Annotated in this window: 27 protein-coding genes; 9 read left to right on the top strand and 18 right to left on the bottom strand. The window is 57.0% G+C overall.

Annotated elements, in window-relative coordinates:
• The first annotated feature begins 6 nt into the window (after window positions 1-6).
• From VSX58_RS17780 to VSX58_RS17745, 8 genes are all read left to right on the top strand, one after another.
• Complete coding sequence (locus tag VSX58_RS17780) at window positions 7-1,065, top strand: branched-chain amino acid ABC transporter permease (RefSeq protein ID WP_407654889.1); 1,059 nt, start codon at window positions 7-9, stop codon at window positions 1,063-1,065.
• Window positions 1,062-1,787 carry an ABC transporter ATP-binding protein gene (locus VSX58_RS17775; RefSeq protein WP_327619260.1) on the top strand — a complete coding sequence of 242 codons (726 nt, stop codon included), beginning with the start codon at window positions 1,062-1,064 and terminating at the stop codon, window positions 1,785-1,787. The genes VSX58_RS17780 and VSX58_RS17775 overlap by 4 nt, the downstream gene beginning before the upstream one ends.
• Window positions 1,784-2,506, top strand: a complete 723-nt coding sequence (locus VSX58_RS17770; protein WP_327619259.1) for an ABC transporter ATP-binding protein — start codon at window positions 1,784-1,786, stop codon at window positions 2,504-2,506. Before VSX58_RS17775 ends, VSX58_RS17770 begins: the two co-directional genes overlap by 4 nt.
• A gap of 54 nt (window positions 2,507-2,560) precedes the next feature.
• Entirely contained in the window at window positions 2,561-3,553 is a 993-nt protein-coding gene (locus tag VSX58_RS17765) for an acetamidase/formamidase family protein (RefSeq protein ID WP_327619258.1), read from the top strand.
• Between the two features lie 66 nt (window positions 3,554-3,619).
• Window positions 3,620-4,786 carry a transporter substrate-binding domain-containing protein gene (locus tag VSX58_RS17760; RefSeq protein ID WP_327619257.1) on the top strand — a complete coding sequence of 389 codons (1,167 nt, stop codon included), beginning with the start codon at window positions 3,620-3,622 and terminating at the stop codon, window positions 4,784-4,786.
• Complete coding sequence (locus VSX58_RS17755; protein WP_327615435.1) at window positions 4,776-5,408, top strand: ANTAR domain-containing response regulator; 633 nt, start codon at window positions 4,776-4,778, stop codon at window positions 5,406-5,408. Before VSX58_RS17760 ends, VSX58_RS17755 begins: the two co-directional genes overlap by 11 nt.
• A 233-nt stretch (window positions 5,409-5,641) precedes the next feature.
• Window positions 5,642-7,384 (top strand): nitrilase-related carbon-nitrogen hydrolase, encoded by a 1,743-nt coding sequence (locus VSX58_RS17750; protein WP_327619256.1) that lies wholly within the window; start codon window positions 5,642-5,644, stop codon window positions 7,382-7,384.
• Between the two features lie 238 nt (window positions 7,385-7,622).
• A complete protein-coding gene (locus VSX58_RS17745; RefSeq protein WP_327619255.1) occupies window positions 7,623-9,299 on the top strand; it encodes an alpha-keto acid decarboxylase family protein in 1,677 nt (558 codons plus the stop codon).
• Window positions 9,300-9,364: 65 nt separating this feature from the next.
• Here VSX58_RS17745 and fklB read toward each other — a convergent pair whose 3' ends face one another.
• Window positions 9,365-9,985 (bottom strand): FKBP-type peptidyl-prolyl cis-trans isomerase, encoded by a 621-nt coding sequence (gene fklB, locus VSX58_RS17740; protein ID WP_327619254.1) that lies wholly within the window; start codon window positions 9,983-9,985, stop codon window positions 9,365-9,367.
• 229 nt (window positions 9,986-10,214) lie between these two features.
• Between fklB and VSX58_RS17735 the strand changes: the two genes are divergently transcribed.
• Entirely contained in the window at window positions 10,215-10,778 is a 564-nt protein-coding gene (locus VSX58_RS17735; RefSeq protein WP_327619253.1) for a LysM-like peptidoglycan-binding domain-containing protein, read from the top strand.
• Between the two features lie 101 nt (window positions 10,779-10,879).
• Here VSX58_RS17735 and rplI read toward each other — a convergent pair whose 3' ends face one another.
• The 17 genes from rplI to anfG form a co-directional block, all read right to left on the bottom strand.
• A complete protein-coding gene (rplI, locus tag VSX58_RS17730; protein WP_327615430.1) occupies window positions 10,880-11,332 on the bottom strand; it encodes a 50S ribosomal protein L9 in 453 nt (150 codons plus the stop codon).
• Between the two features lie 41 nt (window positions 11,333-11,373).
• Window positions 11,374-11,601 carry a 30S ribosomal protein S18 gene (gene rpsR, locus VSX58_RS17725; RefSeq protein ID WP_048637617.1) on the bottom strand — a complete coding sequence of 76 codons (228 nt, stop codon included), beginning with the start codon at window positions 11,599-11,601 and terminating at the stop codon, window positions 11,374-11,376.
• Window positions 11,602-11,605: 4 nt separating this feature from the next.
• Window positions 11,606-11,926 carry a primosomal replication protein N gene (gene priB / locus VSX58_RS17720; RefSeq protein ID WP_327615429.1) on the bottom strand — a complete coding sequence of 107 codons (321 nt, stop codon included), beginning with the start codon at window positions 11,924-11,926 and terminating at the stop codon, window positions 11,606-11,608.
• A gap of 5 nt (window positions 11,927-11,931) precedes the next feature.
• Window positions 11,932-12,324, bottom strand: a complete 393-nt coding sequence (gene rpsF, locus VSX58_RS17715) for a 30S ribosomal protein S6 (protein ID WP_319604498.1) — start codon at window positions 12,322-12,324, stop codon at window positions 11,932-11,934.
• Window positions 12,325-12,521: 197 nt separating this feature from the next.
• Window positions 12,522-13,274, bottom strand: coding sequence for an esterase (gene yjfP, locus VSX58_RS17710; RefSeq protein WP_327619252.1), 753 nt, complete (start codon window positions 13,272-13,274; stop codon window positions 12,522-12,524).
• 299 nt (window positions 13,275-13,573) lie between these two features.
• Window positions 13,574-14,308 carry an alpha/beta fold hydrolase gene (locus tag VSX58_RS17705; protein ID WP_327619251.1) on the bottom strand — a complete coding sequence of 245 codons (735 nt, stop codon included), beginning with the start codon at window positions 14,306-14,308 and terminating at the stop codon, window positions 13,574-13,576.
• 611 nt (window positions 14,309-14,919) lie between these two features.
• Window positions 14,920-15,318 carry a DUF350 domain-containing protein gene (locus VSX58_RS17700; protein ID WP_327619249.1) on the bottom strand — a complete coding sequence of 133 codons (399 nt, stop codon included), beginning with the start codon at window positions 15,316-15,318 and terminating at the stop codon, window positions 14,920-14,922.
• A 78-nt stretch (window positions 15,319-15,396) separates the two neighbouring features.
• Window positions 15,397-16,128, bottom strand: coding sequence for a 23S rRNA (guanosine(2251)-2'-O)-methyltransferase RlmB (gene rlmB / locus VSX58_RS17695; RefSeq protein ID WP_327619248.1), 732 nt, complete (start codon window positions 16,126-16,128; stop codon window positions 15,397-15,399).
• A gap of 106 nt (window positions 16,129-16,234) precedes the next feature.
• Window positions 16,235-18,685 carry a ribonuclease R gene (rnr, locus tag VSX58_RS17690; RefSeq protein WP_327619247.1) on the bottom strand — a complete coding sequence of 817 codons (2,451 nt, stop codon included), beginning with the start codon at window positions 18,683-18,685 and terminating at the stop codon, window positions 16,235-16,237.
• Window positions 18,686-18,726: 41 nt separating this feature from the next.
• Window positions 18,727-19,152 (bottom strand): nitric oxide-sensing transcriptional repressor NsrR, encoded by a 426-nt coding sequence (nsrR, locus tag VSX58_RS17685; RefSeq protein ID WP_327619246.1) that lies wholly within the window; start codon window positions 19,150-19,152, stop codon window positions 18,727-18,729.
• Between the two features lie 204 nt (window positions 19,153-19,356).
• Window positions 19,357-20,505 (bottom strand): sigma 54-interacting transcriptional regulator, encoded by a 1,149-nt coding sequence (locus VSX58_RS17680; protein WP_327619245.1) that lies wholly within the window; start codon window positions 20,503-20,505, stop codon window positions 19,357-19,359.
• A gap of 3 nt (window positions 20,506-20,508) precedes the next feature.
• Window positions 20,509-22,098 (bottom strand): sigma-54 interaction domain-containing protein, encoded by a 1,590-nt coding sequence (locus VSX58_RS17675; RefSeq protein ID WP_327619244.1) that lies wholly within the window; start codon window positions 22,096-22,098, stop codon window positions 20,509-20,511.
• Between the two features lie 406 nt (window positions 22,099-22,504).
• Complete coding sequence (locus VSX58_RS17670; protein WP_327619243.1) at window positions 22,505-23,125, bottom strand: Fe-only nitrogenase accessory AnfO family protein; 621 nt, start codon at window positions 23,123-23,125, stop codon at window positions 22,505-22,507.
• 29 nt (window positions 23,126-23,154) lie between these two features.
• A complete protein-coding gene (locus VSX58_RS17665; RefSeq protein ID WP_327619242.1) occupies window positions 23,155-23,661 on the bottom strand; it encodes a pyridoxamine 5'-phosphate oxidase family protein in 507 nt (168 codons plus the stop codon).
• 37 nt (window positions 23,662-23,698) lie between these two features.
• Complete coding sequence (locus tag VSX58_RS17660; RefSeq protein ID WP_327619241.1) at window positions 23,699-24,103, bottom strand: hypothetical protein; 405 nt, start codon at window positions 24,101-24,103, stop codon at window positions 23,699-23,701.
• 76 nt (window positions 24,104-24,179) lie between these two features.
• Entirely contained in the window at window positions 24,180-25,568 is a 1,389-nt protein-coding gene (gene anfK, locus VSX58_RS17655; RefSeq protein WP_327619240.1) for a Fe-only nitrogenase subunit beta, read from the bottom strand.
• Window positions 25,569-25,580: 12 nt separating this feature from the next.
• Complete coding sequence (gene anfG / locus VSX58_RS17650) at window positions 25,581-25,931, bottom strand: Fe-only nitrogenase subunit delta (RefSeq protein WP_327619239.1); 351 nt, start codon at window positions 25,929-25,931, stop codon at window positions 25,581-25,583.

Genomic DNA, 25,931 nt, shown 5'->3' with positions numbered 1-25,931 from the left:
CCGACAGTGACCCTCTCATCCATCAACTTATCGCCGGCCCGCGCCGGGAAACGCCGGATCGCGCCCTGGTCCGCGGGAGCGATCCTGCTATGCGCCCTGTTGCTGCCGCTGGGCGTCGATAGCGCGACGATCGGCGATTTCGCCTACTTCCTGCTGTGGACCTTCTGCGCCATCGGGCTGGCCGCCATGTGGGGCCACGGCGGGATCCTCTCCTTCGGCCAGACGGCCTTTTTCGGCCTGGCGGGTTATGCCTATGGCGTGTTTACGCTGAATTTCGGCGCCGGCGTGCTGTCCACCTGGTCGGGATTTTTGCTGGCGCTGCTGATCGCGGGGGCCGTCGCCGCGGCGCTCGGCTACATGATGTTTTACGGCGGCGTCACCGGCATTTTTATCGGCATCGTCACCCTCTCTTTTACCCTGGTGCTGGAAACCTTTATGTCGCAGACAGCCGGGCCGCAGTGGACTATCGGCGACGCCCGGCTAAACGGATTCAACGGGATGTCCGGCATGCCGCCGCTTTCACTGCCCGGTCTGGATGGCGAATTGCTGGCGCTGGGAGGCAACGCCTTTTATTACCTGATTATCGTACTGCTGGCGCTGTCCTACTGGGGCGTCCGGCGTTTATTACGCTCCGGCTTCGGCCTGACGCTGGCCTCCATTCGTGAAAATCCGCGGCGGGCGGAAATGCTGGGTATCGATATCCGCCGCTATCAGCTGCTGATTTTCACGCTGGGCGGCGTGCTGTCCGGGCTGTCCGGCGTGCTCTATACCCTGTGGGGATCCTATATCACCCCGTCATCCATGGGGCTTACCGCCGCCGCGATGCCGGTTATCTGGGTCGCCACCGCCGGACGCAAAAATATCTTCGGCACCATCGTCATGACCGCCCTGCTGGTCTGGCTGTCCCAATGGCTGGCAGTTTACGGCAGCGAGTACGCCATGATCCTGCTCGGCGCCATCCTGCTGTTTGTCGTGATCGCCGCCCCTAACGGCATTCTGCCCTGGCTGGGCGCGGCAGCGCGCCGGATGCTGCCGTCCGGCCGCAACGCGGAGGACTCCCGATGACGCAGGAGATCATTCTGGAAACGCGCGGGCTGGGCAAACGCTTCGGCGGCGCGCAGGTCATCGATCGAGTCGATATGCGCATCCGCCGCGGAGAAGTCCGCTGCGTCATCGGCCCCAACGGCGCGGGCAAAAGCACCTTTTTCAAACTGCTGACCGGCGAACATTCCCCAAGCAGCGGCGAGATCCGCTTTTTCGGCCAGCGTCTCAATTCACTGTCGCCGTTTCAACGCATTCGCATGGGGATGAGCATCAAATTTCAGATCCCCGGCATTTTTCCCGATCTGAGCGTCGAACAGCATTTGCAACTCTCCCTGCGCCATCTGCGGCCGGAAGTCCGTCACCGGCCGGCGAGTATCGATGAGCTGCTGCACCGTTTCAACCTGAGCGGAGAATATCGCCAGCTGGCCGGCAATCTGTCGCACGGGAAAAAACAGTGGCTGGAAATCGCCATGGCGGTTTCGCTGCAACCGGAGCTGCTGATGCTCGACGAGCCGGTGGCCGGGCTATCGGTGGAGGAGACCTATCTGACCGGCGAATTGATAAAACAGATGCGCCGCGACGGCCTGACGCTGATGGTGGTAGAGCACGATATGACCTTCGTCCGTCAGATCGCCTCGCGCGTGACGGTATTACACGGGGGGCAGGTATTCGCCGACGGCGAGGCCGAGGCGGTGCTGGCCCGGGATGATGTAGCGGATATCTATTTGGGGAAAGCCGGATGAATGATGACGTACTTATGCAGGTCAATGGCGTTACCGGCGGCTATGGCGGCGGCCAGGTGCTCAACGGCGCCACATTCCAACTGCATACGGCGGAAGTGCTGGGGCTGATCGGCCGTAATGGCGTGGGGAAAACCACGCTGATGCGTTCACTGATTGGGATCGTTCCCGTCAGCCAGGGCCATATCCTGCTGGGAGAGACGGAGATCACTCACGCCACGCCGCAGCGCCGCGCCCGGTTAGGCATCGGCTATGTGCCGCAAGGGCGCGAAGTGTTCTCCGGCCTGACCGTGGCGGAAAACCTGCAGGTCGGCATGCAGTTTGTGCGCGAACATCGGGAGTTCGCCGGCGAACTGCTGGAGCGAGTGTTGGATTACTTCCCGATCCTGCGCCAACGGCTGAAGCAAAAAGCGGGCACCATGAGCGGCGGCGAGCAACAGCAACTGGCCATCGCCAGAGCGCTGGTCGGCTCACCGAAAGTTTTACTGTTGGATGAACCGTCGGAAGGCGTACAGCCTTCCATCGTCAACGTCATCGCCGACACGCTGGCGCGCATCGCCCGCGAGCTGCGAGTCGCCGTTATTCTGGTCGAACAGGATATCGCTATGATCCAGCGGGCCGCCCAACGCTGCTGCGTCATGGATAAAGGGCGAGTGGTCGACACCCTGGACCAGCGGCAGCTTTCTGACGATCTGTTGATGCGCCGCCATCTGGCGCTGTGACCTTGACCCGTGCCGCAGCGACGGCCGATAGCATTTTTCTCGGAGGAGTACGCAATGAAAACGTGGCTGGAAGAGTCCATCATGACCAAGCGCGGAGTGGGAGCGCGGCGTCAGCCGATTACGCATCATCTGACCGAAGAGCTGCAGAAAGAGTTTCACTATACCATCGGTCCCTATTCCACCCCCGTATTGACGATAGATCCGGGCGACCGGGTGATCGTCGAAACCCGCGACGCCTTTGAAGGCGCCATTCAGTCCGAACAGGACATTCCCAGCCAATTGCTGAAAATGCCGTTCCTCAATCCGCAGAATGGTCCGATTATGGTCAACGGCGCGGAAAAAGGCGACGTATTGGCGGTATATATCGAATCCATGCTGCCCAGAGGCGACGATCCGCATGGCATTTGCGCCATGATCCCGCACTTTGGCGGATTGACCGGCACCGATCTGACGGCGATGCTCAACGATCCCCTGCCGGAAAAAGTGCGCCGAATCAAGCTGGACGGCGAAAAGGTCTACTGGAGCCGGCGCCACACGCTGCCTTACAAACCGCACATCGGCACCCTGAGCGTATCGCCGGAGATCGACTCCATCAACTCGCTGACGCCGGATAATCACGGCGGCAACATGGACGTGCCCGATATCGGCCCCGGCAGCATCACCTATCTGCCGGTACGCTCGCCGGGCGGACGGCTGTTTATCGGCGATGCCCACGCCTGCCAGGGCGACGGCGAAATCTGCGGAACGGCGGTGGAATATCCGTCGGTCACCACCATCAAGGTGGATCTGATCAAAAACTGGCAAATCAACTGGCCGCGTATGGAAAACGACAGCGCCATCATGAGTATCGGCAGCGCCCGACCGTTGGAGGACGCCACGCGCATTGCCTACCGGGATCTGATCTACTGGCTGGTGGAGGATTTTGGTTTCGAACAGTGGGACGCCTATATGCTGCTGAGCCAGTGCGGAAAAGTCCGGCTAGGCAATATGGTAGACCCGAAATACACCGTCGGCGCCATGCTCAACAAAACGCTGCTGGCGCATTAATGACGCCGGCGATCCCGGCGCAGGGACGCCGGGGTAAATTCTGTCACCAACATTAAGCGAGTCAATATGGGGTCGGCCACACCAATCAATATCGGTTTACTCTACTCGTCCAGCGGCGTTACCGCCGCGCAGGAGCAATCCCAACTGCGCGGCGCGATCCTGGCGATCGCCGAGATCAACCAAGAGGGCGGCGTTAACGGCCGTCCGCTGCAGGCCGTTCATCTCGATCCGCGCTCCGACAATGCGCGTTTTCGGACGCTGGCGGAACAGTTGATCGTCGAACATCATGTGAATGCGATCTTCGGCGGCTATACCTCCAGCAGCCGCAAAGCCATGTCGCCCATCGTGGAAAAATACCAGCGGCTGCTGTTCTACTCTCAACTTTATGAAGGGTTCGAATTCTCTGAAAACATCTTTTACGGCGGTGCGGCGCCCAACCAGAACTGCGTCCAGTTGGAAGATTATCTCACCAGCCATTTCGGCGCGCGGGTCTATATGATCGGCTCCCGCTACGTCTTTCCTTACGAATGCAACCGCAATATGCAGGAGCTGTTGCTGCAGCGGGACGACGGCGCGGTGATCGGCGAACGCTATCTCGATCTCAACGCGCCCTACGAAGCCTTTTTGCCGGTGCTGGAAGAGATCCGCAAGAAACAGCCGGATTTTATCTTCAGCACGGTCATCGGCCAGACCGTTCCCTATCTCTATCGCGCTTACCATGAGGTGGGGCTTGATCCCGAACGGATGCCGATCGGCAGCCTGAATACCTCGGAAACCGAAATCGCGCAGATGGGCGCCGAACTGGCGGTCGGGCATTTTACCTCCTCGCCCTATTTTCAGAGCCTGCGCACCCAGGCGAATCTGGCCGCGCTGGATAAATTTCAGCAGATGTTCGGCTCGGACCTGACCACCGATATGAACTGGGAAGCGACTTACAGCCAGGTGCATCTGTTCGCCAACGCGCTGCGGGAATGCGGCACCGACGCCGTTCCGTTGCTGTCATCCGCGCTGCGAGGCAGCGAGTTCAATGCGCCGCAGGGGCGTATCAGGATCGATCCGCTAAACCAGCATACCGGGCTTTATCCGCGCATCGGCAAGGCCAACGGCGCCGGGCAATTCACCGTTGTGCGCGAGTCCCGCCGCATCGTGGCGCCCGACCCCTATATGACCAACCAGGTTCAGGGGGACTGGGTCACCAAACTGACGAAAGTGGAGTATCCCAATGCGCCGTAACGACTCCCAAAACAGCACCACCGCGCTGCTCCTCAGCCGGGGGATTCGCTGCGTGGTGCTGCATCCCGACGATGAAGATGGCGAAACGCTGACCCGCCACCTGCGGCGTATGGGGTTCAAAGTCAAGGCGTTCTGGCCGATCCCGGAACGGCTTCCCGCGGACACCGATCTGATTTTCTTTGCGCCGCAGTCGGATCGGCCGGAGCCGGATGTTCCCTGGCTGGATCACGCCCGGCATGCGCTGATCTCGATCATCGCCTATGAAAACCCGACCTTTATCGATCAGGCGTTGAGCATGGGCGCCGGCGCCACGATCACCACCCCGATCCGCGCCTCCGGCCTGCTCTCTTCGATGGTCGTCGCGCTGCACCACCGCCAGCAGCGCCAGCGCATGGCGGAACGTATCGAGCGGCTGGAGAAAAAAATGCTGGGGATCCGCCAGGTCAGCGAAGCCAAAGCCATCCTGATGCGCATGCACGGCATCAGCGAGGAGCGGGCCTACGAAATCCTGCGCCATCAGGCGATGGATAAGCGCATCACGGTGGAAGAGATGTCCAGCGTACTGATTCAGGCCAATGATGTGTTTTCCCTAACCGCGCCGGTCAAAAAACTTTCGGGATAAATTTTTTCACGTCGCGCAACAAAACAGCCGAGCCCCCAGGGGAAGTGCCGGTCGCCTAAGCCCGTTTTTAGGGAAAACGCGGAGAGGCCCCCGTAGGAACGCCTCACCCCAGTGGTCGCCCCTGTATCCCGCGGCTTAACCGATCGGCGTTAACGCCTCGGGAGACTCTTTTTCATGCTGCGGCGCCGGCGTTGTCGGCGCGCGGCGCTATTAACCGTCAGTGAGGATTCATCATGTCAACAGCTCCGTTTCTCGCAGCCGCCGTTCAGTTTGAACCGACGATGTTCGCCAAAGACGCCAATATCGCCCGTCTGCTGGATCTGGTGGAACAGGCGGCCCGCCGGGGCGCTAAGCTCATCACCACGCCGGAGATGGCGACGACCGGCTACTGCTGGTACGACCGACAGGAGATCGCCTCCCAGGTGGAAACCGTGCCTGGCGCAACCGCCGCGCGCTTTGCCGAACTGGCGCGGCGCCATCAGTGTTATATCGTGCTGGGCATGCCGGAAGTCGACTCCGCCACGCAACTCTATTACAACAGCGCGCTGCTGATCGGCCCGCAGGGCGTGATCGGCCGTCACCGCAAAAGCCACTCATACATTTCCGAACCCAAATGGGCGGCGGCGGGAGACGTCGGGCATCAGGTATTTGATACGCCGCTTGGCAAGATCGGCATGCTGATCTGCATGGATATCCATTTCCCCGAAACCGCCCGGCTGCTGGCGCTGGCGGGCGCGGATATCATCTGCCATATCAGCAACTGGCTGGCGGAACGCACGCCCGCGCCCTACTGGATCAGCCGAGCGATGGAAAACGGCTGCTATCTGCTGGAGAGCAACCGCTGGGGACTGGAGCGCGGCGTGCAGTTCAGCGGCGGCAGTACGATCATCGCTCCGGACGGTGCGCTGATTGACGTCGTGGATAGCGGAGACGGCATCGCCTACGGCGAGATTGACGTCCGGCTCAGCCGCCGGCGCCGGGTATTGGGCGAACCGGTGTTCGCCCAGCGGCGCCCGCAGGCTTACCATGCGTTGCTCAGCGACAGCTTTTTGTGGAACCCCGCGGATTTCTTCGGCCTGTACGGCCGCCATCCCTTGCCGGCGGGCAAACAGAGCCGTATCAGCGTCTGCCAGTTCTCTCCGGGCGATCGGCTTGAAGACAACCTGAGCCGCATCGAGACGCTAACGCGGGAGGCGGTCTGCCAGCGGCATAGCGAACTGGTGGTGTTCCCTGAGCTGGCGCTGACGGGCCGCGACGCGCCCGAAACCAGCGCCCAGACGCTGGACGCGCCCGCGCTGCGCTCATTGACGCGGCTCGCCATGAGGTTGCGGGTTTATCTGGCGTTCGGCATGGCGGAAAAACAGGGAGAGAGTTACTACAACACCCAGGTGCTGCTGGGGCCGGAAGGCATGATCGGTTGCTATCGCCAGATGCATCTGCCCCAGGCCTATCGATCATGGGCGAGCGCCGGCGAGCAGTGGCGGGCCTTCGATACGCCGGTGGGCCGTATCGGTCTGCTGCTGGGCAATGACGCCCTGTTTCCCGAGTCGGCGCGTATTCTTACGCTGATGGGCTGCGACATCGTGGCGTGCTCCGCCGCGCTCGACGGCGGTTTCGTCAGCGGCCACGCCGGCAGCCAGGTACCCCAGAATTACCCGATTCCGGCGGGCGCCGATCCTCTTCACTGGCACTTACTGCGCACCCGCGCCGGCGAAAACAATCTCTACCTGGCCTTCGCCAACAGCGTGGATGAGCGCCATCGGCGCGGCGGATACAGCGGGATATTCGGGCCGGAAACCTTCACTTTTCCCCGGCATGAACAGGTGCTCTGGCAGGATGAAGGCATCGCGACGCTGACCATCGATACCGCCTCGTTAGCCGGCAGCCCGGCGCCGACCAACCCGGTACGGCGTAAAGATCTGGTGAGTATGCGTCAGGTTCATCACTACCCGCCGCTGCTGCTTGAGCAGGGCTAATTAGCACGCCGGCATGGCGCTCGCTGAGCGCCATTATTCAATGCCACGCAACCATAAACACCGCGCACTTCAGACAAAACCGCCCCCATTTATTAAAAAAAATCATCATATCTGCGGCTTTCCAGGTTATTTATCAGCAAACATGCGCTTAACCGCCGCTTTTATGCGCACTAAATATTAGAATTTTTTAACTTATCGCCAATACTTACACATGAGATGATTACTCATGGAGAAAACAATGCTTAGCGGCTATACGATAGGCGACTATTTATTGGATCGTCTTGCACAAACCGGGATCACACATCTTTTTGGCGTACCGGGTGACTACAATCTGCAATTTCTTGACCACGTTCTTAACCATGCTCATATCACCTGGGTTGGTTGCGCCAACGAATTGAATGCGGCATATGCCGCCGACGGATACGCGCGCTGCAAACCCGCCGCAGCCCTGTTGACCACCTTTGGCGTCGGTGAGCTCAGTGCGATTAACGGCATTGCCGGAAGTTACGCTGAATACGTACCGGTGATTCACATTGCCGTCGCCCCCGCTTTTTTATCACAGCATAAAAGAGAGCTGCTTCATCACACATTGGGAGATGGCGAATTCGATCATTTTTTCCGTATGGCGGCGGAAGTCACCGCGATCGCCGCCAGGCTGACTACCGCAAACGCAACCGTGGAAATCGATCGCGTGGTTGGAGAAGCGCTGCGCCGCCGTCGGCCGGTTTATCTATTTCTGCCGCTGGATGTGGCGTCGGCGCCAACCGAAAACCGCCCTTGTCCGCTGCCGATACCGGAACTCGTATGCTCTGACGCGTCGCTACAAGAGTTCGTTGATGCCGCGACAGAAATACTCGCTACGGCAAATTCAGTATCATTGCTGGCAGATTTTCTTGCGCAACGCTTTGGCGCCGCAAAATCTTTGCAACGCTGGCTGGATCATATCTCTCTCCCGCACGCAACCTTACTGATGGGCAAAAGCACCCTGAACGAACAACATCCCAGCTTCACCGGCACTTACGCTGGCCACGCCAGTGATGAAAAAATAAGAGCGCTGATTGAAGATGTAGATGTGGTCATTTGTGTCGGCGTGCGTTTTATCGATACCATCACCGCCGGATTTAGCCATCAGATCCCAACGGAAAAAAGTATTGATATTCAGCCTGATACAACCCGTGTCGGGCATAAGACATTTCCCAATATTCCGATGCTGACCGCGATCGAAGTATTAGAGAAGATAACATCCGCGTTCTCATCCCGCTGGCGGCACGCGGCGATTACGTCCCCCGCCCTTCCATATTCGGATGAAAAAGATAATAAACTGGATCAACGCGGATTTTGGCGGCAAATTCAGCGCTTCCTTAAGCCTGGCGATATCCTCGTTACGGAGCAAGGAACGTCCTGCTTCGGCGCCGCGGCGCTCACTCTGCCGCAACATTGCCAGTTCATTGTTCAGCCATTATGGGGATCTATCGGCTATGCGTTACCCGCTGCTTTCGGCGCGCAAATAGCGGCTCCGGAACGTCGAGTCGTTCTGCTGATCGGCGACGGCGCGCTTCAGCTCACCGCGCAAGAACTTGGCTCCATCATCCGGGACGATCTTAAGATCGTGATCTTCGTAATCAATAACCAAGGGTATACCGTCGAACGGGCGATACATGGCCCGGAGCAGCGCTACAATGACATCGCGGCCTGGAACTGGACGCAGCTACCTGCCGCGCTGGGCGCCGACGGCGATAACGTTTTTTGCCGGCGAACAACATCACTATCGCAACTGGCTCAGACGCTGGATGAAATAAACAGCGAACCCCGTCTGTCGCTGGTTGAAGTGGTTTTGCCCAAAATGGACATGCCGAAATTGCTACAATCCGTTACCCAGTCGCTCGCGCAGCGTAATACAACGCACCGATCGTGATCCTGCTCTTTCCCTGCTGACAAAAAAGGCACCCGATGAGCGCCTTAGCTTTTACCCTACTGAACTTACAAAATTTCCAACAGCTCCACTTCAAAAATCAACGCGCTGAACGGCGGAATGGACGCGCCCGCGCCGCGTTCGCCGTAGGCCAGATTCTGGGGAATGTACAGCTCCCACTTGGAACCGACCGGCATCAGCGTCAGCGCCTCAATCCAGCCGGGGATCACGCCGCTTACCGGAAACTCGGCGGGCTGGCCGCGCTCAACCGAGCTATCAAATACGCTGCCGTCGATCAGACGACCGGTGTAATGCACCCGTACGCGATCCTGGCGCGACGGAATATCGCCCTCGCCCTGCGTCAGCACGCGGAACTGCAGGCCGGACTCCGTGCTGCTCACGCCCTCTTTCTGCGCGTTTTCAGCCAGGAAGCGTTCTCCTTCGACGGCCATCGCCTGCTGACGCTCGCGGCGAACGACGCTCGCGCGCTCATGCACTTCGCGTAAGGCCCGGTGAACCACATCCACGGGAACCACTGGCGCATTGCCTTCCAGCGCATCGCGCAGGCCGGCGACCAGCGCCTCGGGGATCAACCCTTCAAGACCAGATTCCTGTAGTTGTTGACCTACCTGTAAGCCGATGCCGTAACTTGCCTGCGCTTCAACGCTATCAAAAGAAGGGGTTGTCATGGATGTTCCTTTTAAACTGTAAAAAACCGAAAGCGCAGCATAACAGCGCCGGAGATTAGGGTAAAATCCTGCGTGCGCCTACGGCGCTTTTATTAACGGATAGCCGGCGCCGTTTCGGCCGGCGCATCAATATCCGACGGATTTAAGCATGCGGGAAGCCAACAGACCTGCAACTTGCAAGATGAAGGGTATATACTGAAAATTCAACGCTGGGGAGGAGAATAACCCATTGCAACCATCATCCGGTCTGCGGATTAAAGCCGCGTTACAAAAAGTCTGGCATGCGCCCGACGGCTACCGTTGGATGGAGCCGCTTCCTCTCTTCCATCGCCGCTGGATGCTGGTCGCCGCCGCGGTCGTTCTGGTCGCCATACTGTGGCCCTACAGCCCCCCGCCCGTATCGACGCCGCAGCCAAAGCCGTCGGCCGTTGACGCCGCCGCGCCGATGCAGGCGGAAATCGTCGAAAACAGCTCCCTGGCGCGTCAGGCGCCCACCGAGCCGACGCCCTCCGCGCCGCAGAATACCGCTACGCCCTGGCGCGACTATGAAATCCGTTCCGGTCAGACGCTGGCGCAACTATTCCGCGACAACAATCTGCCGGTCAGCGATGTTTTCGCCATGGCGCAGGTGGAAGGAGATGATAAACCGCTCAGCAATCTGCGAGCCGGCCAGAAAGTGAAATTACGCTTGAGCGCGCAGGGCGCGGTAACGGAATTGGAAATAGCGACCGCGGACAATCAGGCGATCCGCTTCACCCGCAACGCGGACGGCGGATTTACCCGCTCTCGTTAACGATGGGCGGCGACCTAGCAGCCGCAGTTTAGCGTGAAAAAAGGCGGAAACGTAAAACGCCGGCGCAAGGCCGGCGTTTTACTCGTTACCTTCAGCGTAAATTACGCTTCAGCAACGACAACTACATTCAGCGTAGCGAACACATCGCTGTGTACCTGGAAGCTCACTTCGTGATCGCCCAGAGTACGCAGAACGCCGTTCGGCAGGCGAACTTCGCTCTTCGCAATTTCAACGCCGGCCGCGGTTACCGCGTCGGCGATATCGCGGGTGCCGATAGAACCAAACAGTTTACCTTCGTCGCCTGCTTTAGACGCGATGGTGACCGTAGCCAGTTCGGTGATCTTGGCGGCGCGAGCTTCAGCGGCGGCCAGAACGTCAGCCAGTTTGGCTTCCAGTTCAGCGCGACGCGCTTCGAAGAACTCAACGTTTTTCTTGGTTGCCGGAACAGCTTTGCCCTGCGGAACCAGGAAGTTGCGAGCATAGCCCGCTTTAACGTTTACCTGATCACCCAGGCTGCCCAGGTTTGCTACTTTATCAAGCAGAATAACTTGCATTACCTTATCCTCTCAAAGTCTCGTTTATGGACAGTGGCCGATTACTGATGACGATCGGTGTACGGCAACAAAGACAAGTAACGCGCACGCTTGATAGCGCGAGCCAGCTGACGCTGGTATTTTGCACGAGTACCGGTGATACGGCTAGGAACGATCTTGCCGCTTTCAGTGATGTAGTTTTTCAGCGTAGCGATGTCTTTATAGTCGATCTCGATAACGCCTTCCGCGGTGAAACGGCAGAACTTGCGACGACGGAAATAACGTGCCATTTGGCTAGTCTCCAGAATCTATCAATTCAATCTGCTCGGCATGCAACACAATTTTGCTCAGGCCATTGCGCCCTTGGTGGCAGCTAATAAACCCGTGCACGGTGAGTTGCGCGCCGACCGTTATACTGTGGGTAAATGCTTGTGACGCGGGTCCACTGACAATCACGGGCATACGACACCATGCTTGCCGGTTAAATCCGGCTTCCTCCTGCGCCGAGCGGTGCTCAAGCACAAACTGGCAGTGAGGAATACCCGAAGGACTGACTTTTCGCATGGGGGTCTTGCACACCGTGCCGGACAACACCAGACGATTGGTCGTCACCACAACAATTACTCTTCAGAATCCCCAGAATTCGCATCATCGTTGGATTCGGCGAAATCTTCGCGACGCTCGCGGCGTTCGTCTTTCGCTTTCACCATCGGAGATGCTTCGGTTACCGCGTGTTTAACGCGCATAATCATGCTGCGGATAACGGCGTCGTTGAAGCGGAAGTTTGTTTCCAGCTCGTCGATAACTTCCTGCGGCGCTTCAACGTTCAGCAGAACGTAGTGTGCTTTGTGCAGTTTGTTGATCGGGTAAGCCAGCTGACGGCGGCCCCAGTCTTCCAGACGGTGAATCGTGCCTTCCGCCGCCGTGATGGCGCCAGTGTAGCGTTCGATCATGCCCGGAACCTGTTCGCTTTGGTCAGGATGAACCATAAAAACGATTTCGTAATGACGCATCGAATTGCTCCTTACGGATTATTCAGCCTCCTGTCAGGGTCAGCCGCGGCCCATGGAAGCAAGGAACGTGTTATGTGAGCGGCTGAAAAAATGACGCGTAATTATATTGGTCCGCGCGCAGGAATACAAGGAGGAATCAGGAAAAAACCGGCTGACGGCCGGCGGAAGCATTGCTGCAAGAACGCCCTTCCCGATAGCTATAAATAGCGCCGGAAAAAATCCACGCCGGCCCGCAGCGCCAACGGCGTAATGCGGTGGGTCACCCCGGCCTCGGTCAGATAGGTCAGCCGACTATCCTGACGGCTCTCTTTCAGCGCCTGATGCAGCCGCGCGCTCTCCTGCGCCGGCACGACTTCGTCGGCCTCGCCGTGCCACAGCAGTAAAGGACGATCCGCCAGAGCCTCCAGACGGGATGAGACGTCATACTCGGCGAGCGTGTCGGACAGCCGCCGTAGCGCGACATCGGCGCCTTCGCTGCCGGCGGGCGCCGGGGGATAGAGCGAGCGGGACAGCGTTGAGAAATAGCCCGACCCCATAAAGGCGGCGACGGAGGAAATCCAGGGATAGCGCGCCATGCACCCCAGCGCGCTCATTCCGCCCAGTGAGGCGCCGCACACGCCGATGCGCTGGTCGGCAATCAGCCCGCGCCGTCGATAGGCATCCGCATAGTCGGGCAGTTCGTGAATATTCGACTGCAGGATATCCCAAAAATGGCGCAGACGCCGGCCCTCATCGCCGTCATAACGGGCGCCGTGCATGGCGGCATCCGGTAATATCACCCGAAAGCCGGCCGCCGCCAGCGCATAGCCGAAATAGGAGTAGACCTCTTTTGATGAGAGATAGCCGTGAAAGAAAAAAAGGGTTGGCAAAGGCTGTTCGCGTTTTCCGGCGGGTACGGCATGAAGCGCGGCTATGCCGCTGCCTATGACTTCCTCGAACATTTCGACCATATTTCCTCTCTGCGCTCAGTTATCGATATCTACATTCAATTACCGATATCTATATTAGCGCCGAATCGCATTTATGATAGTTTTTATTTGCATTTCCTTATCAACGCCGGTGCGAATAATTATTTTACACAATCACGCTTTTCTTAAATATTGATATACAAATCAATATCCGGCAGAAAACACCGATGCGCCCTTCATAAATATCAGACGGCATATATATTTCCAGAATACGGATATTGATTTCCAACTATTATCGAACGCGTGCCGTTCGGATTTCTTGCTAATCCGTTAGCGCCCTTTCACACCGCGATTTTACTTTCGCTCAGGGATAAAAACTCATTAACGAATTTTTGCGGGGCTTCCAGCATTGGGCTATGTCCGCAATTGGCAATAATGGACATGGTAACGTGATCCAACCGATGCGCCAATGTTATCCACGGTTCAATAGGCGTGATTAAATCTTCCTTTCCCCAGATAAAATGGGTAGGAACGTTCATTTTATTCAGCGTGGCCGGAACATCATATTTTCTACTGAATGACAGCCAACGCACGATGTTTTTAAGTATTTCATGATCGCTGAACAGGCGCGATATTTCGTCCACGCCACGTTGGGGAACCTTGCTCTTATCGAAATAAACATTGCTCATCAGGGCGCGGGCGTACCGCGTTTCGCCGGTGCGCAGATCGTTCAGAGACACGCCGGCGTCGGCTTCAATCTGACCGGGGGCGCCGCTCATCACCAGCTCTTTTATCTGCGCCATATTTTCCGATGCGTAATGCATCGCAATTAACGCCCCGAGAGAATTCCCCACTAAATAGGGCGCGTCATCGCATGCGGCGACAACCTCATTCAATGCATTCTTCGCTTTTTTATAACCACCGCCGAATGCCATTGGAATAGCATCTTTAAATACAATGGCGCGATATCCCTGATTAACGACGCTTTTAATCACAGAATCCCATATCCAGCCGCCGGCAAACAGTCCTGGTAAAAAAATAACCGGATAACCGGCCCCTGTCGTTTCATATAACATAATACTCTCCCTATTTCCTTACGCGATCGCTTGAATAAGCAAGCGAGATATATTCATCCTGGCAGTGAAATTTTCATCACGGTAATAAATAATTACTTTAATAAAAGTGAAAACCGAACAGAAACGCCGGACGTTATCCGCAATCCATTAATTTTACACATAGGAAAAGTAACAATTGTGAATTATTATAGACATAGTTAAGTTATATATAATATATGGTATACGAAAAAATATAATTTACAATAAATTTTCACAATAACATTCTGTGGATAATAGAAATTATTGAGCCAATAATTTTACCAATAAGTTATTAGTTGAAATGAATATTAATTAATATCTGGTATTAATTATCCGGCGTTATACTCGTCATACTTCAAGTTGCATGTGCGTTGGCTTTCCTCGCTCACCCCAGGCGCTTACTCAAGTCAGTGATTCGGGTAACTGACAAATCTGCCGGGAGCGGATTTGAACGCCGCCTGCGGCGGCCCCAACGGGGCGAGCCCCACGGATGGGGCGAGGGTAGGAAGCGTTAGGCGGGGGAAAACCGGAACCGCGGGACAAAAACGTCTGGAACGTTTTGCCCGCGGCTCGCATAGGCGGGCGTATTAGGCTCAGTAAGACATACAGGCCGCATTCAGAATCCCGCCGCCCAGCGAAGCGGTGCACAGGAAAACCCCCGAAGCGATTTCGTTATCCTGAATATGCCGGCTGAGGCCCGGCAGATAGATACGCACCACGCCGTAAATCAGCAGTTGGATAACCAGCGCCACAATTCCCCAGGTGACGTAATCCAACAGACTCACCGAGTTGACCGCCGCGCTCGCCAAGGGGATGACATAGCCGATCAGCGCGCCGGCGAAACCGACCGCCGCCGCGCCATTATTGGCTTTGATCAGCGTCCATTCATCATGCGGCGTAACGCGGGTATAGATAAACAGGAATGCCAGCACCATGACAAACCCGATAAAAAAGTAAGAAGCGAAAGCCAATAATGCGCTGATAATCGTCATGCCGTAACTTTCCTTATGTTTGCCGTTAAGGGTGAATAGCGCGCCGGCGTTTATGACGGCGCGGGTGGAATGCCGCCGTCAACCGCGTTGGCGCACCGCTTCAAACAGACAAATGCCGGTGGCGACGGATACGTTCAGCGAAGAGACGCTGCCCGCCATCGGGATGCTGATTAATTCGTCGCAGTGTTCGCGCGTCAGGCGGCGCATCCCTTCGCCCTCCGCGCCCATCACCAGCGCCAGCGGGCCGTTCAGTTTGCTTTGATACAGAGTGTGGTCGGCCTCCCCCGCCGTTCCGACGATCCAGACGCGATGCTCCTGCAGCAAACGCATGGTGCGGGCCAGGTTGGTCACGCGAATCAAGGGAACATTTTCCGCCGCGCCGCAGGCGACTTTTTTGGCCGTGGCGTTAAGCTGCGCGGAGCGATCGCGCGGCACGATCACCGCATGAACCCCGGCCGCATCGGCGCTGCGCAGGCAGGCGCCCAGATTGTGCGGATCGGTCACGCCGTCCAACACCAGCAGTAAAGGCTGTTCCAGGCCGTCCAGTAGAGCGGGCAGATCGTTCTCCTGATACTGCCGCCCCTCTTTCACTTTGGCGACGATCCCCTGATGGACGGCCCCTTCAACCTTGCCGTCCAGCCACTGGCGACTGGCCACCTGTACCGCAATGCCGGCCGACTCCAGCTCGGCGATCAGCGGAAGCAAGCGGCGATCGTCGCGGCCTTTCAGGATAAATACTTCCAGGAAACGCTGGGGATCTCTGTCCAGCAACGCTTTAACCGCATGGATACCGTAAATAATTTCGCTCATTGATGCTCTTTACATTAAAAAATAAACGGATGACGTCCGCTCTGCGTCATGCCCCGGCGGGCACGACGCAGGGGCCGAAGAGAAGGCGACGTCTCACGCCGTTCTACTATGACTCGGCCGACTTCTTCTTCGCGCGCTTGGTCTTGGTCGCCGCCGCGATCTTACGCGTTTTCGCGGCGTTCTTTTTGCTTTTGTCCGCGCTCTTTTTCGGCTTCGTTTTGCCCTTGTCTTTTCGTTCGTCCTCTTTGCGGAACGCCGCGTCCGGCTCGAAATTGGCGGCCGGCTTCGCGGCGTTGCGGCGACGGCGGACCGGTTTAACCTCGCGGTTATCCGCTTTTTTCGCCCGGTCGCGGGCCGTTTTACCTTCGCCGCGCGGCCTGCGCGAACTGGACACCAGCGCGAAATCGATATTGCGCTCGTCCATATGAACGGCCTCGACGCGAATTTCCACTTCATCGCCCAGGCGGTAAACCTGGCCGCGCGACTCGCCGATCAGGCGCTGACCGATATTATCGTAGCGATAGTAGTCATTATCCAGCGAGGAGACATGCACCAGTCCGTCGATAAACAGATCGTTGAGACGCACAAAGAAACCAAAGCCGGTTACGCTGGAGATGATCCCGCTAAACACTTCGCCGACGTGATCCTGCATGAAATCGCATTTCAGCCAGTCGGCCACATCGCGGGTGGCCTCATCGGCGCGTCGCTCCGTCATCGAGCAGTGCACGCCCAGCTGCAGCATCTCGTTCATATCGCTGTGCCAGCCGCCGGTCGGCGTCCAGCGCGCGTTGCGGGAGCTCAGCAGATATTTGATCGAGCGGTGCAAAGCCAGATCGGGATACCGGCGGATAGGCGAAGTAAAGTGGCCGTAGGAGGATAACGCCAAACCGAAGTGACCGCGATTTTCCGGATCGTAAACCGCCTGTTTCATCGAGCGCAGCAGCATGGTTTGCAGCATTTCGCTGTCCGGGCGATCGGCCACCTCCTCCATCAGCGCGGCGTAGTCTTTCGGCTGCGGCTTCATGCCGCCTTTTAACGTCAGCCCCAGTTCGCCCAGCACGCTGCGCAGCGCCAGAACATGATCTTCGCTTGGCCGATCGTGAACGCGGAACAGCGCCGGCTCCTCATTTTTCTCCACGAATTTCGCCGCGGAGATGTTGGCCAGGATCATGCACTCTTCAATCAGCTTATGCGCATCGTTACGCACTACCGACTCAACCCGCTCAATACGACGCTCGGCATTAAAAATGAATTTGGCTTCTTCCGTTTCAAAGGCGATGCCGCCGCGCGTTTCGCGCGCCTGATCCAGCATCCGATACATGCTGTGCAGCTCCTCCAGACCGCCCACCAGCGGCTTATAGCGCTCGCGCAGCTCGGCGTCGCCCTGAAGAATGCTCCACACTTTGGTATAGGTCAGACGAGCGTGGGAGCTCATCAGCCCTTCGTAGAATTTGTAGGAAGAGAGCTTTCCCTGCGCCGAAACGGTCATCTCGCACACCATGCACAGGCGATCGACCTGCGGGTTGAGCGAACAGAGGCCGTTAGAGAGCACTTCCGGCAGCATCGGCACCACCTGCGACGGAAAATAGACCGACGTCCCGCGCGCGCGCGCCTCGACGTCCAACGGCGTATTCGGGCGCACATAGTAGCTGACGTCGGCAATCGCCACCCACAGACGCCAGCCGCCGCCGCGTTTTTTCTCGCAGTATACGGCATCGTCAAAATCGCGGGCGTCTTCGCCGTCAATCGTCACCAGCGGCAGCTTGCGTAAATCCACGCGGCCTTTTTTGGCCTCTTCCGGCACCTCTTCGGCCAGATCCTTGACCTGTTCTTCCACCTTCGGCGGCCAGGTATGCGGAATATCATGGGTGCGCAGGGCGATCTCCACCGCCAAACCGGTTCCCATGTTATCGCCCAGCACCTCAACGATTTTGCCGATGGCTTTCGTGCGGCGCGTAGCGCGCTGAGTGAGCTCCACCACCACCACAAAGCCCATCCGGGCGCCGTTGATATTCTCTTGCGGGATCAGAATATCGAAGCTCAGGCGGCTGTCGTCCGGAACGACAAAACCGACGCCGGCATCGACAAAATAGCGCCCGACGATCTGCCCGGTACGCGGCTCCAGAACGCGCACGATACGGCCTTCGCGCCGCCCTTTGCGGTCGGCGCCCAGCGGCTGCGCCAGCACCACGTCGCCGTGAATGGCGCGTTTCATCTCTTCCGCGGAGAGGTAAAGGTCATCTTTGCGGCCCTCCACGCGCAGAAAGCCGTAGCCGTCGCGGTGGCCAATCACCGTGCCGCGCAGCAAATCCAGCTTCTCCGGCAAGGCGTAGCACTGGCGACGGGTAAAAATCAGCTGACCGTCACGCTCCATCGCCCGCAGACGGCGGCGTAAGGCTTCCAGCTGTTCGTCGCCGGTAAGTTGCAGATCGGCGGCCAGCTCTTCCCGTTTAATCGGGGTATCCCGTTTGGCGATATGCGCCAGAATGTATTCGCGGCTGGGAATGGGGGATGCGTATTTTTCTGCTTCGCGTTCCAGAAAGGGATCTTGTGACATTGCGGCTCCTCCGTTGTCATCAGCAGGAGGCTGAACATAACTCATTCAACCAACAATAATTTGTAAAGCGGCGGGTTTTCTTTGACCAGATCGGCCAGCGTATACTGGTCCAGCTCGCGGAGAAAATGATGGACCGCGCGCTGGAGCACCTCTTTTAGTCGGCAGGCCGGCGTGATGTGGCAAAACTCATGACTGCAGTTAACTAACGAGAGCGGCTCCAGCTCGCGAACCACATCGCCAATTCGGATGGATTCGGCGGGTTTGCCCAGCCGGATCCCGCCGTTCTTGCCGCGCACGGCCATAACCAGCCCCGCCCGACTAAGTTGATTGATAATTTTGACCATATGATTACGCGACACGCCGTACACTTCAGTCACTTCTGAAATGCTGGTCATCTGTCCGCCGGGCAACGACGCCATATAAATCAACGCCCGCAGGCCATAATCCGTAAAACTTGTTAACTGCACATAAACCTCGGATACCTCCAGGTATCGTTTTCCAACGTGGACGATACGCGCTGAAAAAACGCTCAGGCGGCCACGATTCAAATTCGCTTATGAAAGATAATAAACCAGCCGCAAAGGCTACGGCTAATTATTTAACGAAGACCTAGAGATACACCGCTGAAACGGCGCGCTTTGCGGCGAAAAGAGGGGCAAATTTGAATAACGCTAAAACTTTTTCACTTCGATCTGTAGTTTCTGTAAGGCGTAGGATAGCTGGCGAGGCGTCAGATTCAATAAACGCGCGGCTTTAGCCTTAACCCAACCGCTTTTTTCCAGGGCGGCGATAATACGGTGGCGAATTTCATCGCTGGGATCGTAACCGACGCCGCCGCCGGCTATCGGCATCGCCACATGCGGCGATACCGCGCCGGGCTCCCAGTGCAGCGGCGCGGAAAACGCCGCGGCCGTCTTTTCCGCCGCGGCGTCAGGCGTTTCGATATGGGCCTGAAGATAACGGCCGATTTTTAAATTCAGCTTCTGCCGCATACAGCGCTCGGTCAGGCAGGGCAGCTGTTTGATGACGTCCCCTTCCCGATGCAGCGCGGCATATTCCAGGCAGTTTTCCAAATCGCGCACATTGGCAGGCCAGTGGCATAGATAGAGCGGAGACAGCGCCTGCTCCGTGATTGAGATATTCAGGCGATTCACACGGTTAAAACGTTCAAAAAAATAATTGACCAGTTCGGGGATATCTTCATGACGATCGCGCAGCGCCGGCAGCGCGATAGCGGCGACGTTCAGCCGGTAGTACAGCTCCGGCAGAAAGCCGCCGGCGGCCACCATTTGTTCAAGATTCTTTTCCGTCGCGCAGACCAGGCGCATTTTGCAAGGTAAAACCCGGCTGCCCGTCAACGGCACATACTCTTTTTCCTGCAATAGACGCAGCACGCACTTTTGCATACGCAACGAAAACAGGCCGATTTCACTCAAAAAGAGCGTGCCGCCGTTCGCTAACGCGACGGCGCCCGGACGCCGATTTCCATTTTCATCGCTGCCCAGCAACGCCGCGATCGCCTGTTCATCATCGGAGTAATCGCAGCTTACTTTGATGAACGCGCGTCGGCGGAGCATCGATTGCGCATGGATGGCCCTGGCGATAACGTCTTTACCGCTGCCGGGCTCGCCGCGCAACAGTATCGGCGATAGCGTCGGCGCAAAGCGCCCCACGCTCTCCATCGCCCGTTTCATAGCGTAAGAACGGGCAATGATACGGTTAACCGCATGTACCGCGTGGGGCTTCCTTTTCGATCGCCCGCCGCACGCATCGCTGAAAGGCCGATTTTCCGCACTCACGGGATGGAGGGGTTGTCCCATACGCTAATTTCCGCACCGGTAGGTTTTATAATGTAGCCGATACTTCTCCATCCGCAGGCTGAGCGCCCGTCGCGTCATCCCCAGCTGCGCCGCGGCGCGGGAAACATTTCCCTGATTGCGCGCCAGCGATTCGACAATAAGGTCGTATTCGATTCTCGCCAACTGCGCTTCCAGGCCGGTCGTTGTTTCCCCCAAAACTACCGGCTGCAGGTTAATCGGCAAATGGTAGCTGTGAATCACCCCCTCATCGGCCAGCAATACCGCCCGCTCCATGGTATTTTCCAATTCGCGCACATTGCCCGGCCAGCCGTAGCTCAGCAGCAGATTCAACGCGGGCGTGGCGATAGTCGGCACATCAATTCCCATCTCTTTGGCGAAATAGGCGTTGAAATGATCGGCCAGAATAAGAATATCGTTGCCGCGATCGCGCAGCGGAGGAATGGTGATCGGAAAAACATTCAGGCGGTAAAACAGATCCTCACGAAACGTGCCGCTGGCGACCATATCCTGTAAGTTGCGGTGCGTCGCCGCCAGGATTCGCACATTCACCTTGATGGTTTCATTGCTGCCCACCCGCTCAAAGCAGCGTTCCTGCAATACACGCAGCAGTTTCGCCTGCGCCAGAGGGGTCAGTTCGCCGATTTCATCAAGAAAAATGGTGCCGCCGTCCGCTTCTTCAAAACGCCCGGCCCGCCGCGCGGTGGCGCCGGTAAACGCGCCTTTCTCATGCCCGAACAGTTCGCTTTCGATGATGCCTTCCGGCAATGAGGAACAGTTGAATTTCACAAACGGCCCGTTGGCGCAGGGGCTGTTATAGTGAATGGCGCTGGCGACGCGCTCTTTGCCGACGCCGCTTTCGCCCAGAATCAATACCGTGGTGCGGGCATGGCTGACTTTTTCAATCAGCTGATAGACTGACTGCATCACCCGTGAATTACCAATAATATTGGCGGGCTTAAAGCTCTCCCGCAGCGTGCGTTTTAACAGAGAATCCTGATCTCTGAGCACCTTCTTGTGCGCTCTTTCCAGCAGATGCAGCTCAACGGCCTGCGCGGCGGTGGTGGCGATAATGCGCAAAACCTCCAAATCCAGATAAAGCAGTTGATCGTTGTTGTAGCGGCGTTCAATACCGATGGTCCCCATCACTTTCATCCCGCGGACGATCGGAACGCAGATAAACGACAGATGGCGATCCTCATCCTTATTCCAACTGCCGGTACGATTCAGGAACAGCGGATCGTCGGCGATATGCGGGACAATAATCGGCTGCTTGGTTTCAACCACTTTCCCGGTAATGCCTTCGCCGGGATAATAGACCCCCTTTTCGGCCTCTTCCTTCGACAGGCCGAAACTTTCATGAATAAAGATCTGATCGCAGCTGGCATCATAGAGGCTGATCATCGCCCGCGTAACCTGGAGGTGCTGTTTCATCAATTCGAGCACCAGCTTTAATGTTTTAGATAGCGAACCTTCCGCGCTGACAACTTTACTGACTTCTGAAAGCAACGGCAGTAATTCGGAGCGACACTCGCCCAGCAGACAGGTAAACGACAGCGGCTTTAAAATATTCCGTCCCGCATCTGTAACCGTCATATTTTCTTTTCTGCTACGCATGGCTTTTTCTCCGAAAAAGACAACCGTTAATGCCTGCCCTTCGCCCCTAATACCGATCCGGAGCGACCACCGGGATGAGGCGTCCCTACGGGAACCCCCCCGGGCGTTTCCCCTACAAACCGGCTTAAGTGACCAGCATTCCCCTTCGCCTCTCGTTTTTTCCGATGATGATTCGGCATGATTACGCGCCGCATTTAGGCTGGATAAGCATTAATGCAAAATAAACGCCATCATCATGCGGAACGTCCCGCTTTTATTATTTTGATTTGTATTAGTTTTTTATTTATTGATTTGCACAACGCCGTAAAAGTGTTCCTGACGGAACACTCTTGTCAGAAAATGTACGCATTGGTACAAATGGATATGGAGACGGCGGGCCGCTGATTCATCTGGCGGCGCTGGGGTGGATAATCGCGCAAAGCGCGCCCTGATGCCGCTTTTCCACCTCAACCGTCAGGTTTAGCGCCGGCAGTTGGTGTTCAAACCATTTCGGCAGATGGTCGCAGGTCACGCTCAGCCGGGTAAAAACCTGCGACTGTAAAAAAGGAATCAACAATTGTTTTGACGTCAGACCGGGGTCGCCCGCCAGAGCGGTAATCAGATCGATATGATACTCGCCCTCATGGGGGCCGGCCTGAATGAAGGCGTCCGAAGCGGCGCCGATGGCGGAGACCCGCTTCATCCGCGTCGCCGCGGCATAAATCACCTCCAGACAAGACTCCGCGCGCCCGCTGAATTGCCACATGGCGACCTCCATGCCGTCAAACCAGGCGAGCAGCGCCCCCTGTATGCGCCGCGCCGCAAAGTGATGACAGCCCGGCATCTCTTCCAGCAGCGTTAAGGTTCGCGTCCGAATCTCATGCAACGACATAGCCCGATCCAGCGCATAGGGAATATCCCCGACCGCCCGCCAGCGGTTATCGCAGCGGGAAAATAGCCGCACCCGGCCGGGTTCGAACAACGGCGCGATATTTCCATTCGAATCAACAAAAACGGCAATTTTCATCTGTCCTCCCGAAGCGTCGGCTCTCGGATTCAAAAGCCGTGTTTCTTGCCTTTGATAGACAAAATATCGATACGTATCACCCGGGTGGATTTCAGATTGGCGGACGGATAGCGGAAGGCTTTGTCGGTAAAACGCGCCACGATGCGATCCAGCGCCGCGATTTTTTCCCGCTCATCGTCAATAAATACGCTTTCGCCTACGCCGATCACCGTACGATGCCGGGCTTCAAAATTGCAGGCCAGGTCATCTTCGATGATCCCCTGATCGACCGAGATCGCAAAACAGACCTTATTGTTTTTCTTCATGATCTCGATCTTGGCGCCGTTTTTGGCGGAGTGAAAATAGATCGAGCGCCCGTCCCAGGCGTAAAACACCGGCACGAGAAAAGGAAGATCGTCGCTGGACAACGCCAGATACATCACTTTTGACGCCTGAATGATCCGCTCAATCTCCGCCGGATCGGTAATTTCGCGATCCTCCCGGCGCATCTCGCCATGCGGAAAGCTTTTCGCCCATATCGCGCTGCTGGACACCATGACTGCTCCTGTTTATTGTGCGACAAACGTTAACGCCCTATTCCACCGCCTTTAGCTGCATCAAAAGCGCATTGCAAATGGTTAAAATCGCCTCTTTATCTTCCGCACTCGGCGCGCCGTGGTGATAATTATCCACGGAGCAGATGCCGAAAATACTATCCAGATAACGGATGCCGTCGCAAAGCGCCGGGGGCAATGGTTCCGGCATCGCATCGTTCACGGAGGCGAGCAGGCTACTGTAATTGTGGTTGAACGGCATCTCGCCATAGCGCGCGCAGAGAGCTATCAGGTAATTCTCCACGGCGATGGCGGCCACGTTAAACACCAGACTGGCTGATTGCCGTTGCTCGGAAAATAACTCGGCCCGCCGGTGATAGCACCGCGCTTCCTGATAACAACGTTCAAATCGTTTTTCATCTGTCTCAAAAATGTGTTTTGACATGGCGACATCCCGTTTAAACCAAGAGGAAACAAGTTTCCCCGGCGTGCCTGACCGGGAAGATGAGAAAACGCTGCCGTCACCAGACGTTCAGAATCCACTCTTTGTTTTTCTTGTATTCCATATCGGTGAACAGCACGTTGGCCATCTGCTCCGCCAGCCAGATAGCGCCGGCATATCCCACCACCGGGTGCCGATAAAGCCCGGCGCGATCGTAAGTCGGGAAGCCCACCCTCACCATCGGGATCTGGTTATCGATAGCCGTAAAGCGCCCTTTGGAATGGCCGAGGATCAGATCCAGCTCAAGCGATTGCTGGGTAATGCGGTTTTCCAGTTCCCACAGATCGGCGTTGGTCACGATCTCCATGCCGTAATCGACGTTTTCCTGTAGCGCCAGAACGCGCGGATCGCTTTCATAGCCGGCGTTGTCGTCGCCCAGCAGCAGCAGCACCGGCTTCATTTCCAGATCCAGGCAAAACTCCGCCAGTCCAATCACCAAATCAGGATTGCCGTAAATCGCCACGCGCTTATCGGCAAGAAACATATGAACCAGATCGGTTAACGCATCGATGGCAATCCCGCGCTCCCGCACCAGCGACGGCGGAATGGGTTTTCCCGTCATCTGTTTAAGATTTTGCAGCAAGGCGTCGGTATTGCGGATGCCGATGGGGGAAGGCCCGATAATGGTCGGTATGCCGAATTGTTCCTCCAGATAGCGGGCCGCCTTGCCCCCTTCATAACGGTTTAGGGCGATAGTGCCCAGCGCATTCGCCGTGCCGGTTAAATCTTCAATGGTGGTATTGCCGTGCGAAACCGTATTGCCGGACGGCATCAGCGGCGAATCGAAATTCTCGATCTCAAACAGTACGGTGGCGTCGATCTGCATTTCCGCCAGCAGATGCTTGAGCGCGGCGACATCGCCCGGATTGGCCCAGCCGGTGATCAGATTCAGCTTGCCGTTCGGCTCGCTTTTTGCGGCAAAATATTTCACGAAATCCCGGACGGCCAGGTCATAGCCGCTGACCATACTGCCAACAAAACTGGGCGAATGGATCGGAATCAGGTGGACCTCGCGCCCGGGAAATTTCTCCTTTAACAAGCCTTCGTTCAGTTTGATGACCACGCCGTCCACATCATCGCCGATAACCTCGGTCGAACAGGTGGTGATGATGGGAATCACTTTAACGTGGGGATAACGCATCAGCAGGACGTCAACCGCCTGCTCAACCCGGTCCAGCGCGCCGAACACCGCGCCGTCCTCATGCACCGACGACGAGGCGATCTCAAAACTTTCTTTCAGATGCTGGGAAATCAGCAGGCGCACAAACATCACGCACCCCTGCCCGCCATGTACGATGCCGATGCAATCCTTGATGCCGATGCTGGCGTACTGCACGCCGGCCGGCTGACAGGTAAAAATCGGGTTGATCACGCCGACACGCTCTTTCGTTTTCAATTCACAAGACATTTCAGCCACCTTCTAATAGCGTTGATCGGTGAGTTCCGCATTCAGCGACCCGGTGATGGTCAGATAATCAATCCGCTCATGCAGCGCCTTCATCAGCGCGCGGATCGCGTCGTTATCCATCTCCTTCAGCCAGGCGAACCGGGCCCGGTAGGCCTCCGCCAGCACCGCCGCGTCCGCCCAGTAACAGCGATCGGCCGGCGTGCTCAGATCGACCGCTTCATCGCACAGTATCTGCTGCGTTTTCAGCAGAATGCCGGCATTTTGCTTTTCCCGATCCCAGGAGCGGGAGTGAAACTGCCAGAGGCAGTTTTTCATGATGTAGTCCACCATCGCCTCAATCTTCGACTCATCTGCATTCGTCAT

The sequence above is a fragment of the Brenneria populi genome (assembly GCF_036016195.1).
In the GTDB taxonomy this organism is placed as follows: Bacteria; Pseudomonadota; Gammaproteobacteria; order Enterobacterales; family Enterobacteriaceae; genus Brenneria; species Brenneria populi.
The sequence above is the reverse complement of the archived record's forward strand: the minus strand, read 5'-3'. Positions and strand labels throughout refer to the sequence as shown.